The 13,638-nt window shown below is 59.7% G+C and carries 12 protein-coding genes and 1 pseudogene; 4 read left to right on the plus strand and 9 right to left on the minus strand.

The window, feature by feature from the left end; translation table 11 throughout:
- Positions 1-59: 59 nt before the first annotated feature.
- The 4 genes and pseudogenes from ACMTA2_RS18340 (at position 60) to ACMTA2_RS18355 (ending at position 5,296) form a co-directional block, all read left to right on the plus strand.
- Positions 60-1,250: a monovalent cation:proton antiporter-2 (CPA2) family protein gene (locus ACMTA2_RS18340; protein ID WP_413791140.1), complete on the plus strand. Its 1,191-nt coding sequence runs from the start codon at positions 60-62 to the stop codon at positions 1,248-1,250.
- A gap of 71 nt (positions 1,251-1,321) precedes the next feature.
- Positions 1,322-1,423, plus strand: a pseudogene (locus ACMTA2_RS18345) (DUF2950 family protein); the annotation flags it as partial.
- A gap of 160 nt (positions 1,424-1,583) precedes the next feature.
- Positions 1,584-2,993, plus strand: a complete 1,410-nt coding sequence (gene potE, locus ACMTA2_RS18350; RefSeq protein WP_413791141.1) for a putrescine-ornithine antiporter — start codon at positions 1,584-1,586, stop codon at positions 2,991-2,993.
- The gene (locus tag ACMTA2_RS18355; RefSeq protein ID WP_413791142.1) at positions 2,990-5,296 is read left to right on the plus strand and encodes an Orn/Lys/Arg family decarboxylase; all 2,307 of its coding nucleotides are present in this window, start codon (positions 2,990-2,992) and stop codon (positions 5,294-5,296) included. The genes potE and ACMTA2_RS18355 overlap by 4 nt, the downstream gene beginning before the upstream one ends.
- A gap of 39 nt (positions 5,297-5,335) precedes the next feature.
- On the opposite strand, the gene ACMTA2_RS18360 is transcribed toward ACMTA2_RS18355, so the two are convergent.
- The 9 genes from ACMTA2_RS18360 to gabT form a co-directional block, all read right to left on the minus strand.
- Positions 5,336-5,902 (minus strand): hypothetical protein, encoded by a 567-nt coding sequence (locus ACMTA2_RS18360; RefSeq protein WP_413795683.1) that lies wholly within the window; start codon positions 5,900-5,902, stop codon positions 5,336-5,338.
- 77 nt (positions 5,903-5,979) lie between these two features.
- Complete coding sequence (locus tag ACMTA2_RS18365; protein WP_413791143.1) at positions 5,980-6,678, minus strand: hypothetical protein; 699 nt, start codon at positions 6,676-6,678, stop codon at positions 5,980-5,982.
- Between the two features lie 95 nt (positions 6,679-6,773).
- Entirely contained in the window at positions 6,774-7,535 is a 762-nt protein-coding gene (gene pstB, locus ACMTA2_RS18370) for a phosphate ABC transporter ATP-binding protein PstB (RefSeq protein ID WP_016774591.1), read from the minus strand.
- 75 nt (positions 7,536-7,610) lie between these two features.
- Positions 7,611-8,522 carry a phosphate ABC transporter permease PstA gene (gene pstA / locus ACMTA2_RS18375; protein WP_060742349.1) on the minus strand — a complete coding sequence of 304 codons (912 nt, stop codon included), beginning with the start codon at positions 8,520-8,522 and terminating at the stop codon, positions 7,611-7,613.
- Positions 8,522-9,487, minus strand: a complete 966-nt coding sequence (gene pstC, locus ACMTA2_RS18380) for a phosphate ABC transporter permease subunit PstC (protein WP_413791144.1) — start codon at positions 9,485-9,487, stop codon at positions 8,522-8,524. The genes pstA and pstC overlap by 1 nt, the downstream gene beginning before the upstream one ends.
- A gap of 72 nt (positions 9,488-9,559) precedes the next feature.
- Complete coding sequence (pstS, locus tag ACMTA2_RS18385) at positions 9,560-10,591, minus strand: phosphate ABC transporter substrate-binding protein PstS (protein ID WP_413791145.1); 1,032 nt, start codon at positions 10,589-10,591, stop codon at positions 9,560-9,562.
- Between the two features lie 286 nt (positions 10,592-10,877).
- A complete protein-coding gene (locus ACMTA2_RS18390; protein WP_008146530.1) occupies positions 10,878-11,366 on the minus strand; it encodes an Lrp/AsnC family transcriptional regulator in 489 nt (162 codons plus the stop codon).
- A 46-nt stretch (positions 11,367-11,412) separates the two neighbouring features.
- Positions 11,413-12,069, minus strand: a complete 657-nt coding sequence (locus tag ACMTA2_RS18395) for an HAD family hydrolase (RefSeq protein WP_413791146.1) — start codon at positions 12,067-12,069, stop codon at positions 11,413-11,415.
- Between the two features lie 93 nt (positions 12,070-12,162).
- On the minus strand, positions 12,163-13,458 hold the full coding sequence (gene gabT / locus ACMTA2_RS18400) for a 4-aminobutyrate--2-oxoglutarate transaminase (RefSeq protein ID WP_413791147.1): 1,296 nt from the start codon (positions 13,456-13,458) through the stop codon (positions 12,163-12,165).
- Positions 13,459-13,638 lie beyond the last annotated feature (180 nt).

The raw sequence follows: 13,638 nt of genomic DNA on the forward strand, positions 1-13,638 counted from the left end.
AGCCATCGCAAGCAAGCGTTGCTCCCACAGGAACAACGCTACGGATAGGAGAACATCCAATGCCTCATGACGGAAGCCTGCTCAAAGCCACCGTGATGTTCTTGTTGGCGGTGGTCCTGCTGGTACCGCTTGCCCAGCGCCTGCGGCTCGGCGCCGTGCCCGGCTATCTCCTGGCCGGGGTGCTCATCGGGCCTTCGGTACTGGGCCTGGTGAGCAATGCCGAAAACGTCAGTCGGCTCTCGGAGATTGGCGTGGTGATGCTGCTGTTCATCATCGGCCTGGAGCTGTCGCCACGACGACTCTGGATGATGCGCCGGGCGTTGTTTGGCGTGGGACTGCTGCAAGTATTGCTGAGTGGCGTGGCCATCGGCGGCGTGGCATTGCTGCTCGGCCAGGAGCGTCAGGTGTCGGTCGTGATTGGTTTTGGCCTGGCGCTGTCCTCCACCGCCTTCGGCTTGCAGATGCTGGCCGAACGCAAGGAGCTGGGCCGCCCCCATGGCCGCCTGGCGGTCGCCATCCTGTTGTTCCAGGACATCGCCGCCATTCCACTGATTGCCCTAGTGCCCCTGCTCGGCGCCGCGGACAGCGGCGCGCCCGCCGAAACCGGGCTCAAGCCGGTGTTGGCGGTAATCGCCGGTATTGCCGTGATCATCGTCGGTGGCCGCGTTCTGTTGCGACCGGCCTTTACCTGGGCGGTGGGCTCGGGGCTGCGGGAAGTCTCCACCGCCACCGCGCTCCTGTTGGTGCTGGGGACCGCCTGGATCATGGAACACGTCGGGGTGTCGATGGCATTGGGGGCGTTCCTGGCTGGCATGCTGATGGCCGAGTCCGAATACCGGCACGAAATGGAGGCCCAGATCGAACCTTTCAAAGGTTTGTTGCTCGGTTTGTTCTTCGTCGGTGTAGGCATGTCCATGGACTTGCGCCTGTTGATGGCCGAGCCTTGGGTGGTGCTCGGGTTGACGCTGCTGCTGGTGGGCCTGAAGTTGCCGATCCTGGTGGGCCTCGGGCGCTGGACTGGCGGCCTCGACCGGGCCGGGGCGATATGCCTTGGCGTGGTGCTGGCCTCGGGTGGCGAGTTTGCCTTTGTGGTGTTCAAGCTCGCGCTGGAGCAGCGCCTGATCGATCAGCGCCTGCACGACCTGTTGGTGCTGGCCATCGCATTGTCGATGGCCCTGGTGCCGCTACTGATGCTGGGCTTGGCGCGCCGGTTACCGACGCGCACAACCGATGATTCATCATCAGGATAGCTGACCCCGACTGCGACCGTTCCGGCGCCGGTTACCGCACCGTTTGAAGAAAATGGTGCCAGCCATGAACCGCTATTAGCTATCCCATCGCAAATACAATGAGTCGCGGTTTTTCATTAATTGCCTGGCCGACGAAACATAATGATTTCGGGGTGATGAGCTTCATGAGCAGTGCGAATGTTTAGTCGATATGTTTGCAATACGCTTTAAAAAACACATAAAAACAAGCTTGACCAACTGTTAGATGTCAGAGAAACAATTAAGGCGCACTTGCTACTTCCCTGTCCTTAGCTATAGCTAATGTTCCTCCCCCCGCATTAAGTGAGGCACGGAATGTCAGTCGCTAAGAAAATGACGGTGGTGCAATTAACCATGTTGACCGCTGTTAACATGTTGGGGTCCGGCATTGTGTTGTTGCCAACCAAACTCGCCGAAGTCGGCGGTATCTCGATCCTGTCCTGGCTCATCACCGCCACCGGTTCCCTGGCGCTTGCCTATGCGTTCGCCCGTTGCGGGATGCTCAGCCGCAAGACAGGCGGTATGGGAGGCTATGCCGAATACACCTTTGGCAAGGCCGGCAACTACATCACCAATTACACCTACGGGCTGTCGTTGTTGATTGCCAACGTAGCGATCAGCATCACTGCCGTCGGTTATATCCAAGAGCTGTTCCAACTCAAGCTGGATTCATTGCAAGTGGGGCTGGCAACCATCGCGTTGTTGTGGATCACCACCTTCGCCAACTTCGGCGGTGCACGGATCACCGGTCGGATAGGCGCCGTCACCGTATGGGGCGTCATTGCACCGGTGGTCCTGGTTTCGACCATTGGTTGGTTCTGGTTCGACAGCAGTGTCTATGCCGCCGGTTGGAACCCCCACGACAAAAGCTGGTACGACGCAGCGGGGGCTTCCGTGGCGATTACGCTGTGGGCATTTCTCGGACTGGAGTCGGCCTGCGCCAATACCGATGCGGTAGAAAACCCCGAAAAGAACGTACCGATTGCCGTGCTTGGCGGCACGCTCGGCGCGGCAGTGCTCTATATCGCGTCCACCAACATTATCGCCGGGATCGTCGAAAATCCGGAACTGGCCGCATCCACGGCACCGTTCGGGTTGGTCTTCGCCAAGATGTTCACCCCGCTGGTCGGGAACATCGTGATGGCGTTGATGGTGCTGGCGTGCATCGGCTCCTTGCTGGGCTGGCAGTTCACCATTGCCCAAGTCTACAAGAGCTCCGCCGACACCGGATACTTCCTGGCGATCTTTGCCAAAGCCAACAAGGCCGGTACGCCCATTGCCGGCATGCTGGTGTTGCTCGCGGCGCAGACGGCATTGGCGCTGCTCACCATCAGCCCGGATCTGAGCAAGCAATTCGACATCCTCGTCAACCTCGCGGTGGTCACCAACCTCGTGCCCTACATCCTTTCCATGGCCGCCTTGATGACCATGCAGAAGGTTTCCAACGTCCCGCCTGGCAAGGCACTGGTGACCAACATCATTGCCTGGGTCGCTGCGGCCTACAGCTACCTCGCGCTCTACAGTTCAGGCGAACAGGCACTGATGCTCGGCGGCGTGGCAACCATTTTCGGCTACACCTTGTTCGGCTTCGTCAACAACCGGCTCATTCGCCTTGAAGCGCTCAACAACAGCGTACCGACGCAAACCGTCAGTGCCCGGCACCTGACGGGCGAACCCGTACCGGTCAACCACTTGAACAAAGGCATCCTGGAGGTTCAATCATGACGGAAACTACGCACACGCTCGGGATGCTCACCCTGCTGGTCAGCAGCCCCCCCGACAAGCGCACAGTGTTCGGCCGCGCCCTGAATCAGTTGATCAGTGACGTGGAACAGCGCGCTATCAGCGTACTGGTGTCGGAATCCCTCGGCGACGCAACGTCGATCCTCAATGCCGACCCGGCCATTCAATGTGTCCTGCTCAGTTGGGAAATGGACGCCAGCGAAAGCCATGAGGAATGCATCAGGCTGCTGACCAACCTGCGCGAACGCAACACCCGGGTGCCGGTATTCCTGATCAGCGATCGCAGCACCGCGTCCAGCATCCCACTGGTGGTGATGCAGCACGCCGACGACTTCATCTGGCTACCGGAAGACACCAGCCGATTCCTCAGCGGCCGGATCCTGGCGGCCATCGAGCGCTACCGCAAAGCGGCCCTGCCGCCCATGTTCGGTGCCTTGGTCAAGTTCGCCCGCTCCTATGAATATTCCTGGCATACGCCCGGTCATGCCGGCGGTACGGCCTTTCTGAAAAGCACTGCCGGCCGGGCGTTCTACGAGTTCTTCGGGGAAAACCTGCTGCGTTCGGACCTGTCCATTTCGGTCGGCGAGCTGGGTTCGCTGCTGGACCATAGCGGCCCCATTGGCCAGGGTGAGCGCTACGCAGCCAAGGTATTCGGTGCCCACCGCACCTACTACGTCACCAACGGTTCGTCGATGTCCAACCGCGTGATCCTGATGGCCAGCGTCACGCGCAACCAGGTTGCCCTGTGCGACCGCAATTGCCACAAATCCGCCGAGCACGCGATGACCCTCTCCGGCGCCCTGCCCACCTACCTGGTTCCGACCCGCAACCGCTACGGTATCATCGGTCCGATCCTGCCGCAGACACTGAGCGCCGAAGGGGTGAAAGCGGCCATCGCAAATAACCCGATGGTCAAGGCCGGCATCGATCCGACGCCGGTGCATGCGATCATCACCAACTCGACCTACGACGGCCTGACCTACAACGTCACCCGGGTCGAGGAACTCCTCGGGCAAAGCGTCGACCGCCTGCACTTCGACGAAGCCTGGTACGGCTATGCACGTTTCAACCCGCTGTATCGCGAGCGCTTCGCCATGCATGGCAGCCCCGACGACCATGATGATTCGAAGCCGACCGTGTTCGCCACCCATTCGACGCACAAGTTACTCGCAGCCCTGTCCCAGGCATCAATGATTCATGTGCGCAATGGCCGTAACCCGATTGAACACGGGCGTTTCAACGAGTCATTCATGATGCATGCCTCGACCTCGCCCAACTACGCGATCATGGCGTCCTGCGACGTCAGCTCCGCCATGATGGAGGCGCCGAACGGGCAGATCCTGACCAGCGAATCCATCGAGGAAGCCGTTGCGTTCCGCCAGGTGCTTTCGCGCATGCACAATGAGATGCAAGGCAAGGACGAGTGGTTCTTCACCTGCTGGCAGCCGCCATCGGTGCACATTGACGGCACACAGGTGCCGTTCCATGCCGCCGACCCGGTGACGCTCAGGACGGACCCGGACTGTTGGGTGTTGCACCCGAACGAAGTCTGGCACGGCTTCGGTGACATCGAAGACGGCTACTGCATGCTCGACCCGATCAAGGTCTCGGTGCTGAGCCCGGGCATGGGGGACGACGGCAATCTGCAGGAGGTTGGCATCCCCGCCTGCGTCGTCACCGCCTACCTGGGGCACCAGGGTATCGTGGTGGAGAAAACCACCGATTTCACCATCCTGTTCCTGTTCTCCATTGGCATCACCAAAGGCAAATGGGGCACCTTGGTCAACGCCCTGCTCGACTTCAAGCGCGACTATGACGAAAACCTCGAGCTGGAGCTGTGCCTGCCGGACCTGCTGACCGCTAACCAGCAGCGCTATGCCGGCATGGGCCTCAAGGACCTGGCCGATGATATTTTTGCCGCCATGAAAAAGCATAAGACCACCGCATCCATGGCCCAGGCGTTCGGCATACTGCCACAAGCCGTGTTCAGCCCGGTCGAGGCCTACGAAAAGCTGGTGCGCAACGACATCGAGAAGGTGACGCTTGAGGAAGCCGCCGGGCGCATCGCCGCCACCGGTATCGTGCCTTACCCACCAGGGATTCCCCTGCTGATGCCGGGCGAAAATGCCGGTCCCGCAGATGGACCGTTGCTGGCCTACCTGAAGGCCCTGGAAGCGTTCGACAGGTCCTTTCCCGGCTTTACCCATGACACCCATGGGATCGAAGCGGAAGACGGCGTCTATCATCTATTGGTGTTGAAAGCCGGTGGAGGGGGTGTCGATTGACGCTCTTGCAGGGCCGCAACGGGCGGGCTGTCCGTTCAGTTAAACAGTCGGCACCCGGTGCAACGAAGTTCGCTGGGCTGGCCTCTGCTGCCAAGCCAACTGCGCCTGGACGATGGCCACCGCATCAAGTACTTTCTGCGCCCAGCCCGCATCTTCCGGCTGCACCACGACAACGCGAAATCCGTGATCATCACCTTCAATCTGCACGCCTTCGGAATCGTCGACGTGCAAGTCGATATCGAACGCCGGTGGATACTTCGAGGGCGCATTCGACAGCCCATGGACCGTCAGTGCGCGGTTGTGCAGCACGCTGTTGACCACACCGTCGACGCGGATGCCGTATAGCAACAGCCAGCGCCGGATATAGGACGGCGTGCGACCGGACGACGTATAGACCCAGATGCTGCAGTCCTGGCGGCGCAGCTCTCGGATCAGGGAGCGTGTCCCCCTGCGCAACGGCTCGCCCAGCCACCGATGAACGCAGGCCGGCAGCCTGCTGTGCTCCACCGCGCAGTGGTGGAGTTGGCAGGCGAGCGTGTCATCGATATCAAACGAAATGCGTACGCGCTGACGCATGGGCATGGGCATGGGCATGGGCATGGGCATGGGCATCGCGCCGCGGATGGCCTGCCCTACCCGGCTGCCGTAGGCTTTGCATCTGGCGAGCGCAAGATTCCCGCTCATCAATGGCCACCGTGAGAGACGGGCAGTGGCTTGTCTTTGAGAAAAAACTTCATCGGGTCAGGCGCTTGTTCTTCTAGAAAAGCTGCGTATTTTTTCTTGATCTTGGGCAATTCGTACAACGCCTTGACTCCATGTTTGGCAGAGTTGCGTATGACCGATGACGGGTTGAAGTAGCCCTTGGCGTTTTCCAGCGTCAACACGAAAGGAGGCAAGCCCGCACGCATGAGCAGGTAGCTGACGATGAGCGACCCACTGCGGTTGTTCCCTTCGATGAACAACTGCGGCTTGCTGAGGATGCGGACATAGACACCTGCCGCACGCTTCCAGACGGATTCGCTGCGATACGCGCAATACCAATTGAACAAGTCCTTGATGCCTCCCTCAACGTTGTTGAAGAAATGCGCCTCGGTCGCCGCCAGGTGCTGGGCGTATTCCAGGCGACGCACCGGGTCACGGCCACAAAGCACCGTGGCGTTGATTTCGAGCATCAGGTTCAGTTGCTGGAGGTCAAACAGGTCAACGCCGCGGGCAACATAGTCGTCAATCAACGCGTAACCTTCAAGCACATTGTGCAGCACCTCGTCAGTCAAGGGATCGCGCGGCTCCGTGAAATTCCGGCTGAGTTCGGCGAAGCGGTTCTGCACTTCCCGCAGTGCGCGTTCAATCGCAGGCAAATCAAGGCGATGCGTAGCTGGCATTGGTGCTCCTTGGAAACGCTTGGTAAATGTCTACCGGATGCCCGCCAAATCCATTTGGCTTCATGCAGGTATGCGGCCTTGACCGAACGTGTGGTTCAGCTGAACTTGCCGCTGATGTAGTCGCCGGTCATCTGTTCACGGGGGTTGTCGAAAATCTGCGCCGTTGGGCCCATCTCGACCAGATAGCCGGTGCGCGTGCCCTGGGAAATATCCACCGAGAAGAACGCCGTCGTGTCAGCGACACGGATGGCTTGCTGCATGTTGTGGGTGACCAGCGCGATGGTGTAGTCCTTCTTCAACTCGACCATCAATTCTTCGACCCGCCGGGTAGCGATCGGGTCGAGTGCCGAACACGGCTCATCCAGCAGCAGGACTTCTGGCTCGGTGGCGATGGCGCGGGCGATGCACAGTCGTTGTTGCTGGCCGCCGGAGAGCGACAGGCCGCTGACCTTGAGCTTGTCCTTGACTTCATCCCACAGGGCGGCGCCCTGCAGCGCATGCTTGACCCGATCGCCTATATCGCCCTTGTAGCGATTGAGGCGCAGGCCAAACGCGACGTTGTCGAAGATGCTCATCGAGAACGGGTTTGGCTGTTGGAACACCATGCCGATGTAACGGCGCACGACCACGGGATCGACGCCCTTGCCGTAGACGTCTTGCCCAAGGAAATGCACGTGGCCCTCGAAACGGAAACCTTTCACCAGATCGTTCATCCGGTTGAGGCTACGCAGCACGGTGCTCTTGCCACAGCCGGAAGGACCGATGAACCCGGTGATCTTGTTTTTCTCGATCGGCACATGGCTGTCACGTACCGCCATGAAGTTGCCGTAGAAAATCTTGTCCAGTTTGCAGTCCATGACTACAGGTGCCTGGGTGACAAACGGAGCGGCTATTTGCGCAGTGGATACGTTCAAGATCAGATGCTCCCGTTCTCAATACTTGGGCTTGCCGAAAATACGGCTGATGATATTCACGACCAGCACGATCATCACCAGCACCAGCGAGGCCGCCCATGCGAGCTCGAGCTGGTTGTCAAAAGGCATGCCGGAAAAGTTGTAGATCAGCACTGCAAGCGATGCCGTCGGGTTCATGACCTCGAGGCTGCCTTGGTGGTAGATCCAGTAGTTGCTGAACAGCGCGGTGAACAACAACGGCGCTGTTTCACCCGCGGCACGCGCCACGGCCAGCATGACGCCGGTCAGGATCGCCGGCATGCCGGTCGGCAGGACGATTTTCCAGATCACCTGCGAGCGGGTGCAGCCCATGCCGTAGGCGGCATCCTTCATGATCTTGGGCACCATCCGCATCGACTCTTCTGCCGTCAGCACGACGATAGGCAGCATCAGGACTGCCAGGGCTACGCCACCGGCCGGTGCCGAATAAGTGCCGGTGGTCATCACGACCAAGGCATAGGCAAACACCCCGGCCAGAATCGAGGGCAACCCCGTGAGCATCTTGGCGGCAAAGCGCGCCGCGTTCGCCAGCTTGCTGTCCGGCCCCAGTTCAGCCAGGAAGATCGCCGCCATGATGCCGACCGGCACCGCGATTGCCGCCGCGATGCCCACCATGACAAAGGTACCGGCCATTGCGTTGCCGAAGCCCCCACCCATCTCGAAGCCGGTTGGCGGCAATTCGGTGAACACTTCCAGGTTCAGGCGAGCGCCGCCGCGGGTGATCAGCATGTAGAGCACGGAAATCAACGGCACGCTGGCCAGCAGTGCCCCGCCCCAGACCAGCGTGGTCAAGATCAGGCTGCGCAGGGCGCGGCCCTCGAACTTGCGCTGCAGGCTGGGCATCGCGCCTGCCGGAGCCGTCAAGTCTGTTGCAGCAGTGAGGTCAGTCATCACTTATTACCCCGTTGGGCGTACATCATGATCAAGGAACCGAAGATGTTCACGATCAGCGTGATCAACATCAGTACCAGTGCGGCATACATCAACACCTCGATCTCGTTCGGCCCGGCTTCGGGGAAGTTCAGCGCCAGCAAGGCCGCCAGGGTGTTGGCCGGTGCGAACAACGACAGGGAAATGTTATTCGCGTTGCCCACCAGCATTGCCAGTGCCATGGTTTCACCCAGAGCGCGACCGAGGCCCAGCACCAGGGAGCCGAAAATGCCCGTGGCAGCGGACGGCACCATCACCTTGAGAATCGCTTCCCAGTGGGTGGTCCCCATGCCGTAGGCGGCCTGCTTGGTCTTCATCGGTACGGCCGTGAGCGCATCCTGCGAAACAGCGGCAATGGTCGGAAGAATCATGATGGCAAGCACCAGCGCCGCAGGAAGCAGCCCCGGCCCGCTCAAGGAAGTGCCAAAAAAAGGCACCCAGCCGAGCTCGCTGTTCAACCAGGTCGTCAGTGGCCGAATCGCCGGGATCACCACGTAGATCCCCCACAGGCCGTAGACGACGCTGGGGATGGCCGCGAGTAATTCGACGATGGTTCGAAAAATGGCGGCGAGTTTGGGAGGCAGGAAGTCCTGGGTCAGGAAGATCGCCATGCTGACGCCGAAAAAACCCGCGATCAGCAACGCGATCAGCGCGCTGTAGAGCGTGCCCCAGATAGCCGGCAGGATGCCGTATTTGCCCTGGTTGACATCCCAGACAGTGCCCAGAAGCACATCGAACCCGTGCTTTTCCATGCCAGGTAGCGCCTTGCGCCCCACCTCGAACACAAGGGCAAATACCAACGCCAGAACCAGGACCACCCCAATACGCGCAAGCCCACGAAAGGTGCGATCAACCAGAAAGTCCTTCGCAGACGGTGGTTGGCAGGCGGAGTCTGGATTCACCGGTACGACAAAGGGTTTGTTCATTGGCTACGTCCGGAACAGGGGGAAAACTCTCCCGGCATGGCTGATAGCACACACCGAGAGAGGCCTCAGGCGTTACTGAATGTTGGCGGACGCTTTACGGACCTGGTCGACGACCGATTGTGGCAACGGGATATACCCCATCGAATCGGCAATTTTCTGCCCTTCGGTCAGGCTGTACTCGACCATTTCACGCATGGCCTTGGCCTTGGCCGGATTGCCGTTGTCCTTGCGGAAGATCATCCAGGTGTAAGACGTGATCGGGTAGGACTTGGCGCCGTCCGGATCAGGCAGCCAGGACACCAGGCTTTCTGGCATTTCCACCGCAGCCAGAGCCTCGGCACCACTTTCGGCGTTAGGCACCACGTACTGGCCGGCCTTGTTCTGCAACTGGGCAAAGTCAACCTTGGCAAGCTTGGCGAAGCCGTATTCGATGTAGCCAATCGCGCCCGGCGTCTGGCGCACGGTCGCCGTCACACCATCGTTCTTCGGCGACTTGATGAACTTGTCGCTGGCCGGCCAGTTGACGGTATTGCCCTCACCCAGCGCCTGCTTGAACTCTGGATTGATTGTCGCCAGGTGTTTGGTGAATACAGCGGTCGTGCCGCTGGAATCCGCACGTACGACGACCGTGATCGGCGTATCGGACAATTTCAGGTCCGGGTTGGCAGCAACGATCTGCGGATCGTTCCAGCGGGTGATCTTGCCCAGGAAAATGTTGGAGTACACATCCCGTGGCAGCTTCAGACCCTTGGGATTGCCCGGCAGGTTATAGGCCAGCACGATTTCCCCAGCGGTCATCGGCAGCAACTGCACGCCTTCGGCCACCTTGGCGATGTCTTCGTCCTTCATTGCCGAGTCACTGGCGGCGAAATCGACGGTTTTATTCAGAAAGTCCTGTACACCCGCGCCACTGCCCTTGGATTGGTAATCCACTGTGACAGCTTCGGATTTCTTGCTGAAATCCTTGAACCACGTCAGGTAGATCGGCGCCGGGAAGCTCGCGCCAGAACCCGTCAGACGGACGCTCTCTGCGGCGAAGGTTGCCGAAGTGGCACAAAGAGAAAGCGTAACGGCGAGCGCAGCAGACTTCATCAAACTTTTCATTGAAAGAGATTCCTTGTGATGACGGGCTGGGGAACTCTGCAACAGTCGTGTTACGTTTTTATGAAGATCGAATTGCAAAAGGGAGCAAATGCTCCCTTTTGCGCGACCGCACCGATGAGAAAAGCCCGCGATCGCGCACGACCTCTCGGCGTTTCTGGAGTGTCTGAAGAGGTAGACGTCACATCGCCAATCGATCGGAACGCAATGCCAAGGCGCATTGATTCCGGCAGCGCCGGGGCTGCTTGCAGGCCGTAAGGCCCGTTTGAGGGGTTTGCGCCAGGACGTATCAGTGACGCAACAACCTACGCAACGGCACCCCATCCTTGAGCACGGGGGATTTGATGACGATGTAGCTGAAATACTTGGAAATGCCGATGTTCTTGTCCAGCAACCCTTCGATCACTTCCTGGTAATGCTGGATGCTGCAGGTCATGAAACGCACCAGGTAATCGTAACCGCCGCTGATCAAATGGCACTCCAGTACCTCATCGACCAAACGAATATTGGACTCGAACTTGGCGAAGTCCTCCCGCTTGTGGTCGCTGAGTGTGATTTCAGTGAAGACCGTGACCGAGTCGGTGATCTTGGCCAGGTTGAGATGAGCCCTGTAGCCGGAAATATAACCGGCCGACTCAAGGCGCTTGACCCGCTGCAAGCACGGGCTGGATGACAGGCCCACGGCATCGGCGAGACTGACGTTGGTCATTCGACCGTCCTTTTGAAGTTCAACAAGGATACTGATATCAATTCGGTCTAGTTTGATTAAACCTTCCATCGGGTACCCCTCGGTTGTCTTCAGGTTGACAGTGGTTTTAGCAAATTCAACGTCGCAAAGATAGCTGATGCTGAGCGACGAGGTCGGCCATGCTGGTGATGTAGAAGTCGGCAGAATATTCTTGATTATCAGGATCATGGCCACGGCGGATGAGGCACAAGCCAGCCGACTTAGGCGGCTGCGCAGGCGGCCTGGACACTTGCATGATGTTTTCAGGCTTGAGCTTGTTCTCCAGCAACCATGCTTCGTCCTCCAATGGATTGCTGGCGCGCGAATGCAGGTCCTCGGGTGCAATGCCCAAGCGCTCGCACAGCAGGTCACGATCCTCGGCATCACGATCGCAGTACACCAGCAACCGGTAGAACTTGCGCAGGTACAACATGGCACCGGGCGCGTCTTCGAACAGCGACCAGTTACAGGCCGAACGGGCAAAGCTCATGCCCTCCTCCCAGCTGACCTTGAGCCCCAGGCGCTCGGCCAGTTGGCGATGGGCAAAGCACAACAAACCACTGAAGCCCAGCTCGGAAAAACGCGGATAGAGCCCGCGCACCGCCTCGTCGAATTCAGCCAGCACCGCCTCCCTGCCTGGCGTTCCCGGATGGTTGTCGAGCAAAGGTTGCAAGGCCGTCCAGACACCAGAGTCCCGATCGACCAGGACTTCGTCGCAATCGATCAGCAGCGCACGATAATCAGTCAGGTGCATGTGTGTCGCCTCCCATGATGCATTCATCAATCCATATGCGCTAAATGCTCTCGGTCGGCCCGCCGTTCCAGATGGGCCGACCGAGAACCGAGATTAATCCAACACGCGTTGCAATGCTGCTTCAAGAATGGTCAGGGCTTCGTCGATCTGACTTTCTTCGGTGACCAGGGGCGCCAGGAAGCGCAGGACATTTCGGTACACCCCGCACTTAATCACCAACAACCCGCCGATCCTGGCCTGATCGATCAGGCGCTGGGTGAAGTCGGCATCGGGGCTGCGAGCCTCATCGTCTTTGATCAATTCGATGGCCAGCATGAAACCGGTGCCGCGCACGTCTCCGATACGGCGAGGATGACGAGCCTGCAAGCGCAGCAGGCCCTGACGCAGCCGCTCGCCCAGGACCTGGCCACGCTCGAGCAATTGTTCCTGTTCGTAAGCGTCGATCACCGCCAGCGCCGCGGCACAAGACAAGGCATTGCCGCCGTAGGTACCGCCCAGGCCGCCGGGCAATGGCGCGTCCATGATAGCCGCACGCCCCACCACGCCCGAAATGGGCAAGCCGCCTGCCAGACTCTTGGCGACAGTGACCAGGTCCGGCTGAATGCCGGCGTGCTGGAAACCGAACCATTTGCCGGTACGGCCGAAGCCGGTCTGGATTTCATCGAGGATGAGCACGATGCCGTGTTGCTCGGTCAGGGCCCGCAGCGCCTGGAGAAATTCCGGCGGCGCGGAAAGGAAACCTCCGTCGCCCTGCACCGGCTCGATGATGATCGCCGCGACGCGATCCGGAGCGACTTGGGTCGCCAGCAATTCGTGGAGGGCCTGCAACGCCATCTCGCTGCTGAAACCGCGGTAGGCATTCGGGTATGGGGTATGAAAGACCTCAGGCGCAAGGGGGCCGAAGTTCTGCTTGTAGGGCTGGCTCATGCCCGTCAGCGTCGTACCCAGCAAGGTACGGCCATGGAAACCGCCACGAAAGGAAATGACCGCGGGACGATTGGTGTGGGCCCGAGCGATCTTCACCGCGTTCTCTACCGCTTCCGCGCCGGAAGTGAACAGCGCCGCCTTGTAGTCCTGTTGGCCCCCCACCAATTCGCACAGGCGCTTGACCAGGTCGAGATAGGGCTTGTAGGCCACCACTTGGAAGCAAGCATGGCTGACCTTTTGCAGTTGAGCCTGCACTGCCGCGATCACCTTCGGATGATTGTGGCCGATGTTCAAGACACCGATGCCGCCGACGAAATCCAGATAACGCGCCCCGTCCACGTCCCACACTTCAGCCCCCTGGGCCCGGTCGATGACCAGTGGATGTGCGGTGACCAACCCCCGTGGCACGAATTGATCGCGTTGACGGAGCAGGCTTGGGGTTTCTTCGACTTTACTGTTCATGGCATCTCCCACAGTGAACCAGGCAACCGGGAACGGTTGCGATGTGCTCCACAGGTTAAGCGTTCGACGCAATTGTCTAAGCCGAACTTGGCCTCTGGGAAATTCGGATCGACTGTTTTCACCCCGTCAAACAGCAGAATCCTTCAGCCGGCCCCAGCCCCATGGAATCTGCCGGCAGAC

Origin of the sequence: Pseudomonas medicaginis (assembly GCF_965119365.1) — a bacterium.
Taxonomy (GTDB): domain Bacteria; phylum Pseudomonadota; class Gammaproteobacteria; order Pseudomonadales; family Pseudomonadaceae; genus Aquipseudomonas.